The 18,698-nt window shown below is 36.7% G+C and carries 16 protein-coding genes; 10 read left to right on the top strand and 6 right to left on the bottom strand.

Annotation, left to right across the window (positions count from 1 at the left end; genetic code table 11):
- Window positions 1-446: 446 nt before the first annotated feature.
- On the top strand, window positions 447-713 hold the full coding sequence (locus tag F981_RS18660) for a hypothetical protein (RefSeq protein ID WP_004724418.1): 267 nt from the start codon (window positions 447-449) through the stop codon (window positions 711-713).
- A 336-nt stretch (window positions 714-1,049) separates the two neighbouring features.
- On the opposite strand, the gene F981_RS23765 is transcribed toward F981_RS18660, so the two are convergent.
- The gene (locus F981_RS23765; RefSeq protein WP_155767771.1) at window positions 1,050-1,220 is read right to left on the bottom strand and encodes a hypothetical protein; all 171 of its coding nucleotides are present in this window, start codon (window positions 1,218-1,220) and stop codon (window positions 1,050-1,052) included.
- Between the two features lie 59 nt (window positions 1,221-1,279).
- Between F981_RS23765 and F981_RS18655 the strand changes: the two genes are divergently transcribed.
- On the top strand, window positions 1,280-1,591 hold the full coding sequence (locus F981_RS18655; protein WP_004724415.1) for a hypothetical protein: 312 nt from the start codon (window positions 1,280-1,282) through the stop codon (window positions 1,589-1,591).
- Window positions 1,592-2,210: 619 nt separating this feature from the next.
- Here F981_RS18655 and F981_RS18650 read toward each other — a convergent pair.
- Window positions 2,211-3,620: a short-chain fatty acid transporter gene (locus tag F981_RS18650; RefSeq protein ID WP_004724414.1), complete on the bottom strand. Its 1,410-nt coding sequence runs from the start codon at window positions 3,618-3,620 to the stop codon at window positions 2,211-2,213.
- Between the two features lie 822 nt (window positions 3,621-4,442).
- Between F981_RS18650 and F981_RS18645 the strand changes: the two genes are divergently transcribed.
- On the top strand, window positions 4,443-6,632 hold the full coding sequence (locus tag F981_RS18645; protein ID WP_016539650.1) for a TonB-dependent receptor domain-containing protein: 2,190 nt from the start codon (window positions 4,443-4,445) through the stop codon (window positions 6,630-6,632).
- Window positions 6,633-6,737: 105 nt separating this feature from the next.
- Here the strand turns inward: F981_RS18645 and ruvB are convergent, their stop codons facing one another.
- From ruvB to F981_RS18625, 4 genes are read right to left on the bottom strand one after another with little or no spacing between them, the layout of a single operon-like run.
- Window positions 6,738-7,739, bottom strand: a complete 1,002-nt coding sequence (gene ruvB / locus F981_RS18640; protein WP_004724408.1) for a Holliday junction branch migration DNA helicase RuvB — start codon at window positions 7,737-7,739, stop codon at window positions 6,738-6,740.
- A 17-nt stretch (window positions 7,740-7,756) separates the two neighbouring features.
- Window positions 7,757-8,359, bottom strand: coding sequence for a Holliday junction branch migration protein RuvA (gene ruvA, locus F981_RS18635; protein ID WP_004724404.1), 603 nt, complete (start codon window positions 8,357-8,359; stop codon window positions 7,757-7,759).
- Between the two features lie 9 nt (window positions 8,360-8,368).
- Complete coding sequence (locus F981_RS18630; RefSeq protein ID WP_004724401.1) at window positions 8,369-9,031, bottom strand: hypothetical protein; 663 nt, start codon at window positions 9,029-9,031, stop codon at window positions 8,369-8,371.
- Complete coding sequence (locus tag F981_RS18625) at window positions 9,031-10,371, bottom strand: deoxyguanosinetriphosphate triphosphohydrolase (protein WP_004724400.1); 1,341 nt, start codon at window positions 10,369-10,371, stop codon at window positions 9,031-9,033. The genes F981_RS18630 and F981_RS18625 overlap by 1 nt, the downstream gene beginning before the upstream one ends.
- Before the next feature lie 219 nt (window positions 10,372-10,590).
- On the opposite strand from F981_RS18625, the gene F981_RS18620 reads away from it, so the two are divergent.
- From F981_RS18620 to F981_RS18595, 7 genes are all read left to right on the top strand, one after another.
- Entirely contained in the window at window positions 10,591-11,646 is a 1,056-nt protein-coding gene (locus tag F981_RS18620) for a hypothetical protein (RefSeq protein WP_004724397.1), read from the top strand.
- Between the two features lie 23 nt (window positions 11,647-11,669).
- Window positions 11,670-12,407, top strand: coding sequence for a hypothetical protein (locus tag F981_RS18615; RefSeq protein ID WP_004724396.1), 738 nt, complete (start codon window positions 11,670-11,672; stop codon window positions 12,405-12,407).
- 185 nt (window positions 12,408-12,592) lie between these two features.
- Window positions 12,593-16,426 carry a phosphoribosylformylglycinamidine synthase gene (gene purL, locus F981_RS18610; RefSeq protein WP_016539648.1) on the top strand — a complete coding sequence of 1,278 codons (3,834 nt, stop codon included), beginning with the start codon at window positions 12,593-12,595 and terminating at the stop codon, window positions 16,424-16,426.
- A 309-nt stretch (window positions 16,427-16,735) separates the two neighbouring features.
- Window positions 16,736-16,861 (top strand): KGW motif small protein, encoded by a 126-nt coding sequence (locus tag F981_RS24345; RefSeq protein ID WP_004724391.1) that lies wholly within the window; start codon window positions 16,736-16,738, stop codon window positions 16,859-16,861.
- Window positions 16,862-17,191: 330 nt separating this feature from the next.
- Window positions 17,192-17,722, top strand: a complete 531-nt coding sequence (locus F981_RS18605; protein WP_004724388.1) for a hypothetical protein — start codon at window positions 17,192-17,194, stop codon at window positions 17,720-17,722.
- A 4-nt stretch (window positions 17,723-17,726) separates the two neighbouring features.
- Window positions 17,727-18,137, top strand: a complete 411-nt coding sequence (locus F981_RS18600; RefSeq protein WP_004724385.1) for a hypothetical protein — start codon at window positions 17,727-17,729, stop codon at window positions 18,135-18,137.
- A 64-nt stretch (window positions 18,138-18,201) separates the two neighbouring features.
- A complete protein-coding gene (locus F981_RS18595; RefSeq protein ID WP_004724384.1) occupies window positions 18,202-18,609 on the top strand; it encodes a hypothetical protein in 408 nt (135 codons plus the stop codon).
- Window positions 18,610-18,698 lie beyond the last annotated feature (89 nt).

The following is an 18,698-nucleotide window of genomic DNA, read 5'->3' as shown; positions in this document are numbered from 1 at the left end:
AAGAGCTTTTTATATTGCTGATCTGATTGCTTGATTGAATTTTACGATATTTATAAGTGAACCTATCAACTATACCAAAAGCATCTATGAGATGTTTTGAGAGAAACGGAAATCTACATGAACAGCGGACTGGTTGCTTGAACAGTACGTGTATATAAGCTTTAGAGGCTATATTGTAGAAAGCAAATTGATTTGCCCCACTTATAAATTTGCACAAGAGTTTAATACTGACTTTGGCGCGAATTTTAGCACAAGGCATGCTTTCTCAAATGGCACAAGATTACAATCCGAATGAGGAGAGTAGGGCTGAAGGAGATTAGCTTGTGGATTCTGTTAAGGAAGAGGCATCACTGAGTACTGTATTACTCTCACGACCATACTCAAAAGTTAAATTACAAAATATCGCGCAATGATAAAGTAGCTGATGTATAAAGATTGAGTGAAGCATGGACTTAATTCATTGTTTACAGAGAATAGATCAATATTCTTCTGAGGAAATATTGTTTGTGGAAGAACCTTGGGCAATTGAAGCGAATATCCAAATTATTCCAGATGACCAGAGTCAAACAGTGCTAGATATTAATGGGAAAAAATATACTTATTTTTTAGAAATTTTTATTATTAATGAGTTGTTAGAAGAGTTTGCTGTAAAAAACATGACTTTGGAAGAAAAGTGCCGACGTATTATTGAATATGCCATAAATGATGCTTAAAGATATAAGTGTATATACGGTTTAGAAACTATATTGTAGAAAAAGCAGATTGATTTGTCCCACTTAATAGGTTTGCACAAAAATTTAATACTGACTTTGGCGCAAATTTTAGCAAAAGGTATGCTTTCTCAAATGGCGCAAGATTACAATCCGAATAAGGAAAGAACAGCTAACGACGATTAGATGGGGGATTAGGTAAATGAAGAGGCATTACTGAGTACTGCATTATCCCTCACTGCCATACTCAAAAGTTAAATTACTGAATATCACGCAATGATAAAGTAGCTGATGCATAAAGATTGAGTGAAGCAAGGGGCTCTGAGTGAGGACGGTCACTTAAAAGTCCCTGTTTTTATGCGATGTAAACATTTTTGCTATTGCTAACATTCCAAAAACAGCAACGACTGCTTCAACACCAGTTGTTTGATGTGTCTCATTTACTAAAATCGCATATGTAGCTAAAAATAATGTAATTGCATATATTAAAAAATCTATTATATTTGCCATTTTAGACATCACTTATTAATATAAGTTAACAATATCATACAAATTCTAAGAGCAAAAATATGAAATTTAAAATTCTATTACTTTTATTGTTAAGTTCTTCTGTTTTCGCGAATGAAGCTGATGAATGCAAAATTGTTGAAAATACAGCAGACATGCTCATTCAATTGCGCCAAGGCGAGATTGATTTAAGAAAAGTATTTGATGATTCAAAATATAGGTTAAGCGAACATCAAGCTCAGCTATTAGAGGCCATGATTGCTGATGCGTTATCTAAGCCCGTGTATGTAACAATTCCAGAACAGCAGAAGGTCATAGATGAGTTTGTCACAGACTGGAAAGAATCGTGCTTAAAATCAGATAACAGTAAATAACTCATCCCAACTAAAATAATTCTGAGTAAATTTACCTAAGTTCATTTCATCATTGTCATGTTGTTTTTGAGCATGATTATGTTAATTTTTTGAATACAATTATTAATATTCCTTATAACCTTACAAAGAGAGAAATATACATGTTTAGAAGAATAGTAATTTTCCAATCGTCAGCCCCTTTTTTACATTAAAGATTTCTACATAGATCAGCAATTAAGCCGATTTTTTTGCAAAGTCTACTTATTAAGGATCTCATACAAGTCGACCCATAGTAGACCAAAAATAGACTGCTAAATATTCCTTATTAAAGTTAAATTTACATAACTTATTGAATATATGTATTTAATGTTTTGTCTTTTAATTCTTATTATTGCTTGATATTGTTAGATTTTATGTAAGTATTGGAATTCGAATTTATTACTCATGTTGCTATGCATTCCTGTGTTGTTTATTGCATATCTATCAATAAGGAAAATAGCGATATTCCAATGATTAATTAAAGCTTGTTTGTAAGATGATTAATTTTTTGTAGCATAAATTTTAGCTGCCGGCTTATTCATCAGAAGATTATGTTGAATAAGCCGTTTAAATAACTTTGTACAACAAAGCATCTTAAATTCTAAAAAGTAGGTGGCATATACGTTAAAGTACGACCAAGAATCCACAATAAGAATAAAACCAAGGGTAAATGGAAGACAAGCTGAGTAACTGTAAATCCAATAACATCTTTGGCTTTTAACTTTAAAATTCCCAACATGGGTAACATAAAGAAAGGATTAATTAAATTGGGTAAAGCTTCTGCTGCATTATAAATCTGAACAGACCAGCCTAAATGTACTTTTAAATCGTGTGCAGCCTGCATGACATAAGGTGCTTCAATAATCCACTTACCACCCCCAGATGGAATGAAAAAGCCTAAAATAGCCGAATATAACCCCATAACAATTGCGAAAGTTTCTTTGGATGCAATCGATACAAAAAATTCAGCAATATAATGAGATAGAGATAAATCCTGTGCGTTCATTGCACTTGTCATGATAAAAGCAATACTTCCATAGAGTGGAAATTGAATCAGTACGCCAGAAACCGCAGGGACTGCTTTAGAAACGGCATTTAAAAAATTTCGAGGTGTTCCGTGTAAAGCAATACCCAGCATTAGGAAGATAAAGTTGTAAGTGTTTAAACTGGAAATGGCAATAATCGGATTACTTTTTGTAAATTCATTAAACATCCAGATTAGGCCTAAAACCACAATTAAAATGCTCAGAATAGGGGAGTTTTCCAGCCAATCACCTGGGCGTTTTTTACTTTGAACTTCGGTCTTTTCATCTTCAAAATGAATATCAAATTCATCAATGGTTTTTATACTATTGCCTTTAGGTGCAGACCAGAATGCAATGGCAATTGACACAATAATCAATACGGCAGTCATAATCATAGACTGTGGTAAAAAGATCGTTTCAGTAAAAGGAATAATACCAGTTAAATTATAAAGTGGTTCTGGTAAGCTCGCTTTGTTTGCCTGTAACTGGGCAGCGGAAGAACTAATACCCAGTGCCCAAGTTGCTCCCATACCAATAATAGCGGCTGCGGCAGCTGCACGATAATCCATATTCAGCTCTTTACGCTTGGATAGTGCAATCACCAAAAGGGCAGTTAAAACCGTACTCATGGCCCAGTTAATCAGTGAAATCAACAAACTGACGGTCGCTACAAAAACGATAGCATTTCTTCCAGATGTGGGAATCTGAGCCATTTTTTGAATCAGCATTTCGACGGGTTTGGATACTGAAACCACATAACCAACGACAATCAACATACACATTTGCATCGTAAATGGAATCAAACTCCAGAAACCATTGCCAAATGAAATTGCGACCTCCTGAACAGGTGCTCCTATTCCAATCGCAGCTATGGTGACAATGATGACGCCTAACAGGGCAAAGATATAGGAATCAGGAAACCATTTTTCTGACCAATCACTGACTTTTATTGCAAATTTTTGTAATATATTCTGAGTGTTATCCATATTTAAATATCCTATTTATTCGATTATGAAACCAGTACATCCATGTTGAAAATATTGATTTTCGGGCGATAACGATCAACATCAGCAAGTTTGAATATTTGTATAAAAGACTCTCGAATGAGCTTTAGGTATATGCGCTGTTGAATTTTTTTTCTAAACTCACATTCCATGCAAGTTCACTCAATTTGATTCCTTTTTGGTTTGCTCAGTCAAAATTATCAACTGTCCTTTTATTAAGTTATTAACATTGAATTGGCTTTTTTATAAGTTTAAAGTTTTAAACGTACAATAAGAAAAACTCATTAATCAAAAGAGTATTTCAATCTGCATTTGCAGCGTGAAATAAAAGATGGCAATTGAATATCCGCTCTATATTTCATAACTTCAACACTCGACGAAACCCGTTCATTCCAAAATTATTTTTTTGTAATTGTTTAAATAAGCAGCATAGCTATATGATGCTTTGGTGTTTTTATCTTTGAACTACCTTACTAACAGCCAATTGAGTGTAGGAATTTTTATTAAGTGCTGAGTAAAAAGGATGTATCGAAGAAGATTTTATAAAATAATAAAATTAAATATTCACAAATGCTTATTTGTTTTGAATAGCAAATTTTTAATAAGATCAATGCAATTAAATAAGCCTTTTAAAACCAACAAAAGTTTTTATTAAGTTTTAATTAAAATAATATGTAATATCTCTTTACTATGACTACCATCTTTTGTATTCTTTTTATTGCAAATGATAATTCTTATCATTCATATTTGGGTGTTTTATTTATTTTCAACTGTTTATGTCGTCCATCTACTGGAATTCTATCTATGAGTAAATTTAACCTTCGTCCTATTTCAATTGCACTTTTAGGAATTACAACAACTTCAGCGTTTGCAAATAGCAAGACAGAATCTGCTACACAACAACTTTCAACAATTGTTGTTTCTGCAGCGGGTTATGAGCAAAAACTAAAAGATGCACCGGCAAGTATTACTGTGATCACAGCACAAGATCTAAAAGATAAACGTATAAACTCAATTGCAGATGCTTTAGTTGATGTTGAGGGGGTTGATATTAGCCCAGGCGCTGGGAAAACTGGCGGGTTAAATATACGTATCCGTGGGATGGATTCTGAGTATTCCCTTGTTTTGATAGATGGTCGTCGTCAGAACAGTACTGGGGATATCGCACCAAATGGTTTTGGGGAGTCAAATAATAGTTTTATTCCTCCAGTTTCAGCAATTGAACGAATTGAAGTGATTCGAGGACCTGCTTCTACATTGTACGGTTCTGATGCTATTGGTGGTGTTGTCAATATTATTACAAAGAAAGTTTCAAATGAATGGACAGGCTCCATCACATTAGAAGGGACTTTACTTCCAAACAGTTCAGATTTTGGTAATCAACGTGCTACAGATGGGTTTATTACTGGCCCAATTATTCAGGATTTATTGGGAGTGCAGCTTCGCGCACGAAAGGCTCAACGGAGTCAATCTAATGTGGGATATCTTGATGTAAATGATAATTCAGTAGAGCTAAACAGGGGTGATAATCCAACCAAATCAGATTTAGAAACAATTGGTGCTCGTTTAACATTTACCCCAACAAAGCAACATGACCTCTCGTTAGAATATGAAAAAACTGAACAATGGTACGATAATACTAAGAGTCAACTTGGTACCCTTGGTGCAAATGGTGGTTATGATAAAACAAAAGAGTTTAATCGAGATCGGCTAGTGCTTGCACATACATGGCGCAATAAAATAGGGACCTTGGAATCAAGTATAAGTAATACTCAAACTGAAACCATTGGTCGACTTATTCCATCGCGTGCTCAAGCAGGTTCAAGTGTGATTACCCCACGTCTTTTAGAAAGTGAGGATACGATTTTTGATACTAAATTGGCGACTCAATATTTTAAAGGGCACAATATTACCCTTGGTGGGCAATGGTGGGATGCAAGTATTAAAGATGGATTAAGGGTAAATAAAGAGGTTTCATTTCAGCAACTGGGGCTTTTTGCTGAAGACACATGGGCACTTACTCCTGATCTAGCTTTAACCATGGGTTTACGTTTTGACAATCATGATACATTTGGTAGTTTTTGGACACCTAGAGCATATTTAGTTTGGAATGCAAATGACAATTGGACGTTTAAAGGTGGTTATAGTGAGGGCTATAAAGCGCCACGCTTAGAGCGCCTGACCAATGGAATTTATAATGTTGGTGGACAGGGGCGGACTCCTCTTTTTGGTAGTCCAAATTTAAAACCTGAAACAAGTAATAACTTTGAACTGGGTACTTATTTTAATAACGGTTCTAATTTTGATGCTAACATCACAGCATTTTTTAGTCAGATTCAAGATAAAATAGTCAATGGACCAGTGGAGAGAACCTGTGATGCCAAGGACGCTAAGGTAAAAGCAGATTGTGAAAAATTCATGGCTAGTCTTGGTACACCATGGTTAATGCAATCTGGAGATACTGACAAACGCGCTTGGAATGTTACTCGTCCTATCAATGCTCGAGAAGCAGAAATCTATGGTGTTGAAACCGGCTTAAATTGGGAGTTTGTACCGACTTGGAAATTTGGTTTGAATTATACATGGACAGTGGCAGAAATTAAGGACAAAAAGAATGGTAATCCGCCTTTAAACGATACACCTAAACATATTGTTAATGCATCATTAAAATGGCAAGCGGATGATAAAATTCAATTATGGGCGCGAGGCGAATACCGGAGTGAACGTGCGCGTTTCACACCAGACTACTATAATAGTCTACCTGTAGTTAACCAAGAAGTTTATGATGCATTAGGTGATTTTAAAGCATATGGTTTGATGCATATGGGATCAAATTTTAATGTCAATAATCAGTGGGATATTGCTGTTGGTTTATATAATATTTTTGATAAAAACTTTGTTGATTATCAGAAAGTAGGCGCAGACTATTATAATCGGTATAAAAATACTCAAGAGGGACGCCGTGTTCAATTGAGCACAACGTTTAAATTCTAATAAAACCCTTCTTCGATTAGCACTATAAAAGCCCTATTTGTATAGGGCTTTTATATATAAAATCATAAGAGACTCAAGGGAATATTCAATATTCCCTTGAGTTGATTATTTTGGTTCAGGTGGTGTCATCCCAAACTGTAAATAGGCTTGGTTGGTTGCAATACGTCCACGAGCGGTACGCATAGCATAACCTTGCTGAATCAAATAGGGTTCAATCACATCTTCTAGCGTGCCTGAATCTTCAGCCATTGCTGCAGCTAGAGCTTCAACACCAGCAGGGCCGCCATCAAAACGTTCTAATAACATCGATAAATAACGACGGTCTAACGTATCTAAACCATCTTTATCAACATTTAACATATCTAATGCACGTTGCGCCATGTGTTGAGTGACTTCACCCGTGCCTTTAACTTGTGCATAGTCACGGACACGACGTAACAAACGGTTAGCAATACGGGGAGTACCACGTGCACGACGAGCAATTTCTTTTGCACCATCTGCTGTTGTGGGAACATTCATTAATGATGCTGAACGTGCAACAATATGAGTCAAATCTTCGACTGAATAAAACTCTAAACGTTGCACAATTCCAAAGCGATCACGCAAAGGTGAGGTGAGTAGACCTGCACGCGTTGTTGCAGCAACCAAAGTAAATGGTGGTAAATCTAATTTTATCGAACGTGCACCAGGGCCCTCACCAATCATGATATCGAGTTGGTAATCTTCCATCGCGGGATAAAGAATTTCTTCAATCACTGGAGAGAGGCGATGAATTTCATCGATAAATAGCACATCACCTTCTTCCAGATTGGTCAGCATTGCAGCCAAATCACCTGCACGTTCCAGTACTGGACCAGAGGTAGATTTAAGGTTCCCCCCCATTTCACGGGCAATAATATTGGCCAATGTGGTTTTACCTAAACCGGGTGGGCCAAAGATCAAGGTATGATCAAGTGCTTCACCACGACCACGAGCAGCACCAATGAAGATTTCCATTTGCTCTCGTACGACAGGTTGGCCTATATAATCATCCAAAGAGGTTGGACGAATGGCACGATCAAAATGATCTTCGGGTTTTTCAGCCCCACTGATTAAACGGTCTTGCATGAGTGTCTTAATCTGTCTTATTTATTCATGGATTTAAGTGCAGCACGGATAATGTCGCTTGCTTCAGTATAGTCTGCTTTCACGGCATTAATCAGTTTTTGTGCTTCCAAAGGTTTATAACCTAAAGATTGCAATGCCGCTTCAGCTTCTGCAACAGCAGAATTACCCGTAAATTGTATTTGAGTTGAAGTCGAATTACTCGGTGTGGTACCTGTAGCGAAGGCTTTAAAGCGATCACGAAGTTCAATCATTAAACGTTCGGCTGTTTTCGCACCAACGCCAGGGACTTTAACTAAGGTTTTAACATCACCATTCTCAACAGTATGTACCAACATTTCTACACTCAGTGTAGACAAAATACCTAAAGCCATTTTAGGACCGACACCATTCACTTTTAGCAGGGTGCGAAAGATAGTTTTTTCTTGGGCGTTAGAGAAGCCATACAGCAATTGAGCATCTTCACGGACGGCTAAATGTGTCCATAAGGTAACTTTTTGACCTTTTTGTAATTGGCAAAATGTTGAGAGTGGCGTGTCGATCTCATAACCCACGCCATTTACATTTAAAAGTACGGTAGGTGCTTCTAAAGCTAAGACTTCACCAATAAGACATCCGATCATTGAGTTTGTTCACTTATTTGTTAATGGTTGAATAGTAGATGCCATTTGCTCTAAACGCAAAATTGCTTTAAGAATTTCTTTGCGATTTCGGGCAGATTTTATCCAAGCAGGTAAACGATTAAAATAGGTTTTATTGGTATTTAAATAAGTTCTTTGTCTAAGGTTTGCAGAAATATAATCTTTTAAACAGTTAATATGTTCTTGATTATAGGCGAAAACAAGTCCATTTCTTGTTGCTACACATAGTGTTAGGCAATAACCAAAATAAGGATCTGTATTGAAGCCGCGATTAAATTGTTTGCGTATATCAAATTGGTTAGGATAGATCCGTTTGGAAATTGGGCAAAAGTTGCAATTCAATTCAATAAATTGAGGAACAAAACTCTTTTTTGCATAGTATTGATGAAACTGAAATTTTCCACGTTTACAACGACAAGTTTCTTCAATATCTAAATAAACTCCAGAGAAATAGCCTAAGTTATTTTCCTGTTTGGCTTTTTGGTCAAATGATTTACAACAATTTTGGCAACTAAAAAAGGGTTGCTCGAAATCAATATCATCAATTTTTTTCGTATAGACGGTGGCATTTTTTAAACAAAATGGACATTCTACTAAAATAGGTTGCCGAGAAAATCTATTCAATGTGATTCCATCATCTACAAACCGTTTCATCAAAAGAATCCTACTTTATTACCTTGGAGTTCTTGCGCTAAGTTATAGGCTTGATGGTCTGAAAATTTACTCACAATATCTAAGACTTGCATAATATTGTCATAGTGATGATCACTAAAGCGTGCACCAAAGCGTTCTAAAATAGACAGTAAACGACCATCTTTAAAACTTAATGTTTTATTCGGTGTCGTAAGGGGAATAAAGGCATCTAAAATATGCTGTAAACTCTGATGGGCAATAATTTCCAAACCTGATTTTTGCGGGTGTTCAAATATTTTTTCACGGGCAAGGTTTTTTGCTCGATCAATCCCAATCTCAATATCCTCAGCACAGTATTGCAGTAACGAACCTTTTAGCTGTCCTGACAAAATTTGATAATGTTGTTTTGCGAAAGCAGTGGTTACTTCATCTACCAGCCGTTTCATGACACGACCGCGTAAGGCTGCAATTTTTTGTTGCCAAGTCATATACGGCATACTAAGTTCAGCGGGAACGCCATAATCTCCTAACAAATCAAGAAAAATAGGTTCAACTTCTTCATAGCTGAGCATATTGAGAATAATACCGTCTTCTAAATCAATTAAGGCATAACAAATGTCATCAGCAGCTTCTAGTAAATACGTCAGCGGATGACGACACCAATGATACTCACCCAATTGAATTAAACCGAGTTGATCTGCAATCTGTTTAAGAATTTCTTTTTCAGCTTGATAACAGCCAAATTTAGCCCGTTTGCTTGCAGGAGTATTCCCTTGAGATTCGATGGTCTTAGAGAGCCAAGGATACTTTAAGTAAGCTCCCAACGTTGCGTAAGTAAGACGCATCCCTCCATCATGAGGATGATAGTCAATTTTAGTAAGCAGTCTTAAACCTTGGGCATTACCTTCGAACTGTCGTACATCTGCTTGTTGTTCAGGGCTCAGATCTTGTAAAAAATTTGTATGTGCAGCGTCATCAAACCATTCACGAATCGCATATTCACCAGCATGTCCAAAGGGTGGGTTACCGATATCATGTGCTAAACATGCAGCTTGAATAATTGCCCCTACATCCGCTGGGGAGATCCAAACGGGGAGTTCATTTTTGATTTTTTCAGCAGCGAGCATTCCCAAAGAACGGCCAATACATGACACCTCTAAAGAGTGCGTGAGCCGTGTATGAATACCATCATGTTGGGTCAGTGGATGAACTTGAGTTTTACGATTGAGTTGTCTAAAACTTTGCGAAAATATAATGCGGTCATAATCTTTATGAAATGGACTTCGTGCCTGTTCTGTACTTTGCTTTTTACTACCTAAACGAACTGTTGAAAGGAGTTCTAACCAACGCATTTGAGTCATTTATCATTATTCATTCTTTCGTTAATCGTATGATGCCAAATTTATTGAAAATGTACTAGGGGCGGGCGACATAAGTTGTCTTGGTAATGATTTATTCTTATATGAACACTAACAGGGAAATCAAATCAATTTAGCTATGATTTGACTATGGTTTAGAATTTTCAAAAATAAATGTTAGAGTCTCGCTTTATAAATGATAAGGAATAGGCTTTATATAAGATGAGTTTAAAAGATCAATTCGTTAGTTTTGTGCTTATTTTATGCTTACCAATAATTTATACTCATGGTGAAAACTATCCTATTATTGATCCTTCAAAAGAAATTTCTATTACAGAAAATGCATTAGGGCTACGCTCATTTGAAGAACGTACAATAATTGATTATACGTTTTATCCTCACAAGCAAACTGGGCAAAATCAGGTATTTAATGCAGATGAGATGAAACAGATAGAGTTAGAAAATTTCGAGCTCCAGAATATAGTTAAAACCTTGTATCCTTTCGATATTGTACAAATGAATGACTCACAATTTTCACATTCGAATACAAAATTATTTACCGCTGTTGAATATAAATACTATGAAAAATGTAATTGTATTGATGGTAAAAAACTCATTGAGAAAAATATCGTCGTTTTCCCCCGTAAAGCTATTCAATTCAAAAATATAAATAAGGAAAAGCGTTTTTTACTTCCAGTCGAAATATTCGAAATGCATGGGGCTGGACGAGAAATACGTATTACAGATCCTAAATTGGAACTTTATTTATTTAAGCAATTGGAAACTGGCAAATATCAATTGGTTACTCGCACACCAATAAATTATGAAGGTATCGATTCTTATGAAGGCTTTGAAACCTCCCTAAGTAAGTTGAGTGTTCCTGAAATTGCTTCAAATATTAGGCTAATTGGCGCAGATAGAAAGGGAAGTTTTTTCAGGTTATATGGTATAGCAAATGGAGCAAAGTATTCTGATTGGTATGTCTTAAGTTTGAAAGAGGATGAGTTTCTACGAAGCTATTTAGTCTCAAATGCGAGTGAGGATACAACAGAAATGTTTTATACACCTAAAGCACACAAGTTTGATTCAAAACTTTCTTTTATACCCGTAAAAGGACAGTCATATTATCCAATACAGATTCAATATAAAGGTAATAAATTTTATTTTTCTAATTATAAATTGGAAGATAAAAACCAAATCAATAGGGTGGAATTTGATCCAAGCTTGGGGGTTTATAGCTATGATTCACCGACTATGCAACGTATGTTGTCAAAGTAACGCAAAATAATGAAGGGTATTCAGTGAACAATAAATTTATATTGCTATTCATAATTTTTTTGTCAGGATGTAACCAAGTTGATAAAAATCTATCCAATCAAAACAAAGAAATTGAAACACAGAAAAAGATTGAAGTGAGTAAAGCTGAAATCGAAGAAAGCATTCCTGCCAAGCCTGAACCAGTAGATCAAGCTTTAGCGACTTTTGCCTTTCAAGAAACGCCAGATAGTCATCTGACAAATAATTGTATTTGGACAGATGATCCAAATGCGCAAAATAAACAGTATTGGAGCATCTTACCAAGCAGTATGTTGAATGGAAAATCTAAATTTACAATAGAGGATCTTACGCCTAGCAAGGTGAAAATTGGGCAACCAATTAAAAACTGCAATGAAGCTTATAAAAATGACACGGCAAACTATGCTTATGCGATCAATAAAAGTGGTGATTTGGTCAATGCGGTTGCTCTCAAACTCGATCGAATGACTCAAAATGCAGATCATACCTATACAATTGATCTGAATAAAAACTCGCATCCTGAAAAAATCTATGTGTGCTATAACATGGAAAGTTTAGATGTATTTTTCATTGACTCTGTATCTCAAAACCCATATTTGGAACATATCAATGTCCGATTATCCTATGATATTGATGGTGAAATCGATCCTGAGATTTCTTGTGGAAAAGTCTTTTATCAAAAAAGCGGAATCATTGCGAAAGAAGATCCTAAAACGGGTGAGTTTCATTATACAGCTCAATAATTCAATTGTTACGAATCATGTTTAAAGACGAAAGTCAAAGTAAATCGGATATTTAAAACCAAGATTTCAGCGTTTTTTAAGTGGGATATGACTAGCTGAAATCTTGCTTTCACAGTAGAATATGCGCTCTCTTCAAGTCACATTGAGGTAGGTTGCCAAAACCTGCCCGTGGAGCCAAAAACAGCATGTTTATCGTTGCCGGTGCACCTGCACACTCTTCTTTTAAGCAAACACAACTATTAACACGCCTTGCGTCGATCAGTTCTGTTCAATCAATAGAAAGCCAATGGGTTTACCTTTTCGACCAAACGCTCAACGAGCAACAACAGCAATCTGCTTTACAGCTTTTAAACGATGGCGCATCGTTTGAAGTTCGTCAGGCTGCAAGTGACGAAGTCCAGATTTTAGTCACGCCACGTGTCGGTACAATTTCACCGTGGTCATCTAAGGCAACCGATATTTTTGCCAACTGTAATACACCTGTACACCGCTTAGAACGCGGTGTTTTGTTTACTTTAAAGGGGATTTCTGAAATCTCTGATGAAGTAAAACAAATTTTACATGACCGTATGACAGAAAGCGTTTTCAATAAAATTGATGACGCAACAGCTTTATTCTCTGAAACTGAGCCTAAGCCTTTAAACTCAATTGATATTTTGGGACAAGGCAAAGATGCACTGGTTAAAGCAAACTCTGAATTTGGCTTTGCCTTGTCAGATGAAGAAATTGACTATTTAACCGCTGCATTTAATAAGATGGGGCGTAACCCACACGACATCGAGTTGATGATGTTTGCTCAAGCAAACTCAGAACATTGTCGTCATAAAATCTTTGGTTCAGAGTGGACAATTGATGGTGAAAAACAACCATTATCATTGTTCCAAATGATTAAAAATACCTATAAAGAATCACCTACAGATGTTTTGTCAGCATATAAAGATAATGCTTCTGTAATTGTTGGTTTTGACACACAGCGTTTCTATCCGAAAAAAGATGAAGCCACGGGTCACCATATTTATAAATATAAGAGCCAAGCTGCCCACATTCTTATGAAAGTGGAAACCCATAACCATCCAACCGCAATTGCTCCATTTGCAGGTGCTGCGACAGGTTCTGGTGGTGAAATTCGGGATGAAGGTGCAACAGGCCGTGGTGGTAAACCAAAAGCGGGTTTAACGGGCTTTACGGTTTCTAACCTTAATATTCCCGGTTTTGAACAGCCTTGGGAAGAAAACTACGGTAAACCATTTCGTATGGCATCACCACTTCAGATCATGATTGATGGTCCTTTAGGTGGTGCAGCATTTAACAACGAGTTTGGTCGCCCTGCGTTAAATGGTTACTTCCGTACTTTTGAGCAAAATGTTAATGGCGAAGTAAAAGGTTTCCATAAACCGATTATGATTGCAGGTGGTTACGGGAATATCCGTCCTGACCATGTTGAAAAAGATGCAATTCAGCCAGGCGATTTACTGATTGTACTGGGTGGTCCTGCGATGCTCATTGGTTTGGGCGGTGGTGCAGCTTCTTCTGTAGATAGCGGTAAATTGGGTGAAAAACTAGATTTTGCTTCTGTACAACGTGAAAACCCAGAAATGGAGCGTCGTTGTCAGGAAGTGATTGATGCATGTTGGAGAATGGAAGACTTTAACCCGATCGTATCTGTACATGATGTGGGGGCGGGTGGTGTTTCCAATGCAATGCCTGAACTTGTGAATGATCACGAATTGGGTGCAACTCTTGATCTTCGTAAAATCCCATCGCTTGAACCTGGCATGTCGCCAATGGAAATCTGGTCAAATGAAGCGCAAGAACGTTATGTACTTGCCATCAAACCAGAATCATTAGAGTTATTTGAATCGATTTGTGCACGTGAACGTTGCCCATTTGCGGTATTGGGTGAAGCGACTGAAGCACGTCAATTAACTGTAAACGATCCATTGTTTGAAAACAAAGCAGTGGATATGCCAATGCAAGTCATGCTTGGTGGTACGCCACGTATGAGTCGTACATACGAAACGATTCAACGTAAAGGTGATGAGTTTGATGCATCTAAAGTTGATTTAAAAGATGCGATCTTCCGTGTATTGAAAAACCCGACAGTGGCTTCAAAATCATTCCTAATCACCATTGGTGACCGTTCAATCACGGGTATGGTATCGCGTGATCAGATGGTGGGCCGCTGGCAAGTGCCAGTTGCGGATGCTGCGGTAACCACAACAAGCTTACAAGGCTATACCGGTGAAGCAATGGCAATGGGTGAGCGTCCTCCTGTTGCATTGTTAAATCCTGCTGCTTCGGCACGTTTGGCCGTGGCTGAGTCTATCACCAATATCATGTGTGCCAATATTGAACAGATCAGTGATATTAAACTGTCTGCTAACTGGATGGCGGCCGCAGGTCAAAAAGGTGAAGATCAAGCATTATTCGAAGGTGTAAAAGCCATCGGTATGGAAATGTGTCCAGCATTGGGTATTGCAATTCCAGTGGGTAAAGACTCATTGTCAATGCGTACAACTTGGAATGACGAAGGCGAAGATAAATCTGTGACTTCACCAATGTCTGGTGTCATCACTGCATTTGCACCTGTGTTGGATGTTCGTAAAACATTGACACCTGAATTGAAAAATGAAGATTCAGTTCTGGTACGTATTGATTTATCTAAAGGTCAGTTCCGTTTAGGCGGTTCGATCCTTGCACAAGTGTATAAGGCAATTGGTTCTGTTACACCTGATGTTGATAACTTTGATGAGTTCAAAGCGTTCTTTGCATTGGTTCAAGATTGGAATAATCGCGGTTTGATCATGGCGTATCATGACATCGGTGATGGTGGCTTATTGGCAACTGTTGCTGAAATGATGTTTGCTTCACGCTTAGGTGTAGCACTTGAAGATCAATCTACTGAAAGCTTATTTGCCGAAGAAATTGGTGCAGTATTGCAAATTTCTAAAGCAGACTGGGCAAGTTTGACAGATGAAGTTGCAACTTCAAGTTTAAAAGAAGCGATTCGCGTTGTTGGTACTGTCAATGATTCTGATAAATTGTCAGTGAACGGTTTGGTACTTGATCGTGCTGAATTGCAACAAGCTTGGACTGAAGTGTCTCATCAAATTCAACGTTTACGTGATAACGTAGAAACCGCTGATTCAGAATTTGCATTAATTGGTGATAAAAACCATAAAGGTATAATTGCATTACCAACTTTTGATTTAAATGAGCCTGTTGAAGCACCATATATCAATGAACGCCGTCCAAACATGATGATTTTACGTGAACAAGGCGTGAATGGTCATGTTGAAATGGCTGCGGCATTCGATAAAGTTGGTTTTAATACTGTTGATGTTCACATGAGTGATTTACTTTCAGGTCGTGTAGATTTAGACGACTTTGAAGGGCTGGTTGCTTGTGGTGGTTTCTCTTATGGCGATGTTTTAGGTGCTGGTGGTGGTTGGGCCAAGTCTGTACTGTTTAATCCTAAACTTCGTGATCAATTTGAGAAATTCTTTAACCGTGACAATACTTTCTCTGTGGGTATTTGTAATGGTTGTCAAATGTTGGCTCAGCTTGCACCACTTATTCCAGGTGCAGACAACTGGCCACGTTTCCGCCGTAATACTTCAGAAGTATTTGAAGCACGTGTTGTGAATGTGAAAGTTGAGAAATCTCCATCGATTCTTCTAGAAGGTATGGAAGGCTCTATTTTACCAATCGCTGTTGCACATGGTGAAGGTCGTGCAGAAACTTCTGCTGAAAACTTTGCTGCGTTAAATGCGGGTAATCAAGTAATTTTACGTTATGTAGACAGCTTGGGTAATGCAACTCAACAATACCCATTGAACCCGAATGGCTCTCCTGAGGCGATTTCTGGGGTGACCTCAAAAGATGGTCGTGCAACGATTATGATGCCGCATCCTGAACGTAATTTCCGTGCAATTCAACATTCTTGGAAACCTGAAGAGTGGACAGAAGATGGTGCATGGTTACGTATGTTCCGTAATGCACGTAAGTTTATTGGTTAATTAGATCTAGACCAATGAATTGTAAAAGCCCCGTAAGGGGCTTTTTTGTTTTAAACTGATCAATATTTCTATCGCCTCCACTCAAAGGTAAGATTTATGCTGCCACGGGATAGTGGCACTATGTAGGATTAAATAATGCAACATTAAAATGAATTGATTTATATCAAGTTAATTATATTGATGGGTATAAGATAATTTTAGTTACAGTTTTAACTTTGGTTTATTTCTTGCATGTTATACATTGTCTATTAAAAGACCAATGTTTTGCCCCAAAAATGTTCCATGATGTAGCAAGAATGAGGTGATAAAATGATAAGAACAGTCAATTATTCAACAGCAGATAAGGTCATCCTTCGCCAAAAAGGCTGGAAATGGTTTAGTGTTATTTTAGTTGTACAAATGCTGATTATTCTCAGTGCATATTTAATTGCATAGCTAAAGATGCGAGTACATTCTCTGATTGATAATTTTAGATGCTAATAACAAAAGCCACTTTATTGTGGTTTTTGTGTATTAAAGATATTTCATGAATCAAAAAATGATCATGTGAAGTGAATTATATTGGAATTGAAAGCTCCTTCTCCCTATGGGAGAAGGTTAGGATGAGGGTGCTTTTATGTTGATTTATGGTTTTAAAAAGGACTTATGAAAGAAGTCTATTATGAATTTTTATAATTTTTTTTCATAAAAATAAATGACCTAATCGTGACTTTAGAGTCCTTATAAAACTTATTGCTTTCGCAAACGACTGCTGGAAAATAACCTATGAAACAGTTTCAGAATATAAATAAAATAAGTTTACTAATAGTCGGTTTGATTTTTACGCAATTGGTAAATGCTCAGAATATTCAGATAGACACGCTTATCGATACTAAAGCGATCAATTGTTATGCACTTTTTAAACATCCTGAAAGTAAAATAGCTGTACTTTTACAAGATTTTAGCCGTGATGGGCAGAAAAATGTAAAGCTGAATAAATCTAAACAGACGATGATTGTTGGTAATAATACATATTATGGTGTGCAAGGTTATCGCTATTATAAAACTGCACATACTGAACAGGATGACTTAGCAGTAGATAGTAATGTTTTTGGATCACAACTGATCAAAATTGCATTACAAAAATATAAATCGGGTAAAACTCAATCCAATGGTTACTATTTTGTATTTAAGGGTACACCGACAACGGTGCTCTATCATTTACGTAAGGTTGTGGGTGATGATTGGAATATTGAGAACGCTTTAGATGAAACACCACAAGGAAACTCAAAATTGAGCTGTGGCTATACAAGGTAAATGAATGAATAGATTTATATTTCTAATACCAATACTGTTTTCACTTAGCGCATGTTATCCATATATAGAAAAAACTATACCTGAAATTGAAGTAACTGTAAAAGATTCTGAAGGGAAAATGGTGGATCTTGCTTATGTCGTTTTAACGACGACAGTTAAAGAGGGTAAAACGATCAAAAACTACAAGACTCAATATACTAAAAATGGCAAAGCGTATTTTGATATCAATAGATCTTTTGCACTGAATATGGGGTTGGATAGAAAGTATACATGGTCGCTCTGTGTATCTAAACAAGGCTATAAAAAGCAATATTACAGTATTTCAGATAAAAGTATTTTTGATATACATTTAGAAAGATTGGAAGATCCAAAAGTGAATCAAAAATGCCAGAACAATACACTTAGAATAAGGTGACTATAATTTCCCACATGTCAAAATTAATTTAGAAAAATCAAAAAATTTTTAAATAGATGAGTTTATGAAAAGAAGCATATTTCTAGTACCAATCCTGATTTCTTTAAGTAGTTGTTATCCGATATATAAAACACAGAAGCCTCAAGTGACTGTGACTGTTGTAAATGAGCAGGGAGTAGCAATTTCTGATGTAAAAGTCGTGTTAGTAACGGCAGTACATCCAGCAAAAATAGATGATCAATATGATGAAAAGTTCACAAACAAATTGGGGATAGTGAATTTTGAAAAACAGGCCCAATGGAAAGTTGAAAGCTTAATGATTCATGGGGTGCAAGTGTACGATTGGAATTTATGCCTTGCAAAAGATGGCTATATCACACAAGAATTTGTCGATGTAGATAAAAAAGCGCAGATTAAAATCATTTTAAAGAAAGGTAAAACGCCATTAAAACAGTACCCTTATCAATGCTAGAAGGTTAATTATTCTGCATATCATATATTCAATCTTTTGAGCGATTGGTGGAATTGAATGCAGTCTAAAAGGGAGGTGATCTCAGTCAA

Origin of the sequence: Acinetobacter guillouiae CIP 63.46, from assembly GCF_000368145.1 — a bacterium.
GTDB classification, from domain to species: Bacteria; Pseudomonadota; Gammaproteobacteria; order Pseudomonadales; family Moraxellaceae; genus Acinetobacter; species Acinetobacter guillouiae.
Note: the sequence above shows the minus strand (reverse complement) of the source record. Positions and strands in the feature narration are given on the sequence as shown.

Coding starts and splice junctions, on each gene's coding strand:
- F981_RS23765 (WP_155767771.1), bottom strand. CDS start 1,220: ATGGCAAATATAATAGATTTTTTAATATATGCAATTACATTATTTTTA.
- F981_RS18620 (WP_004724397.1), top strand. CDS start 10,591: ATGAGTTTAAAAGATCAATTCGTTAGTTTTGTGCTTATTTTATGCTTA.
- F981_RS18655 (WP_004724415.1), top strand. CDS start 1,280: ATGAAATTTAAAATTCTATTACTTTTATTGTTAAGTTCTTCTGTTTTC.
- F981_RS18605 (WP_004724388.1), top strand. CDS start 17,192: ATGAAACAGTTTCAGAATATAAATAAAATAAGTTTACTAATAGTCGGT.
- F981_RS18650 (WP_004724414.1), bottom strand. CDS start 3,620: ATGGATAACACTCAGAATATATTACAAAAATTTGCAATAAAAGTCAGT.
- F981_RS18600 (WP_004724385.1), top strand. CDS start 17,727: ATGAATAGATTTATATTTCTAATACCAATACTGTTTTCACTTAGCGCA.
- F981_RS18595 (WP_004724384.1), top strand. CDS start 18,202: ATGAAAAGAAGCATATTTCTAGTACCAATCCTGATTTCTTTAAGTAGT.
- purL (WP_016539648.1), top strand. CDS start 12,593: ATGTTTATCGTTGCCGGTGCACCTGCACACTCTTCTTTTAAGCAAACA.
- F981_RS18625 (WP_004724400.1), bottom strand. CDS start 10,371: ATGACTCAAATGCGTTGGTTAGAACTCCTTTCAACAGTTCGTTTAGGT.
- ruvA (WP_004724404.1), bottom strand. CDS start 8,359: ATGATCGGATGTCTTATTGGTGAAGTCTTAGCTTTAGAAGCACCTACC.
- F981_RS18645 (WP_016539650.1), top strand. CDS start 4,443: ATGAGTAAATTTAACCTTCGTCCTATTTCAATTGCACTTTTAGGAATT.
- F981_RS18660 (WP_004724418.1), top strand. CDS start 447: ATGGACTTAATTCATTGTTTACAGAGAATAGATCAATATTCTTCTGAG.
- F981_RS18630 (WP_004724401.1), bottom strand. CDS start 9,031: ATGAAACGGTTTGTAGATGATGGAATCACATTGAATAGATTTTCTCGG.
- ruvB (WP_004724408.1), bottom strand. CDS start 7,739: ATGCAAGACCGTTTAATCAGTGGGGCTGAAAAACCCGAAGATCATTTT.
- F981_RS24345 (WP_004724391.1), top strand. CDS start 16,736: ATGATAAGAACAGTCAATTATTCAACAGCAGATAAGGTCATCCTTCGC.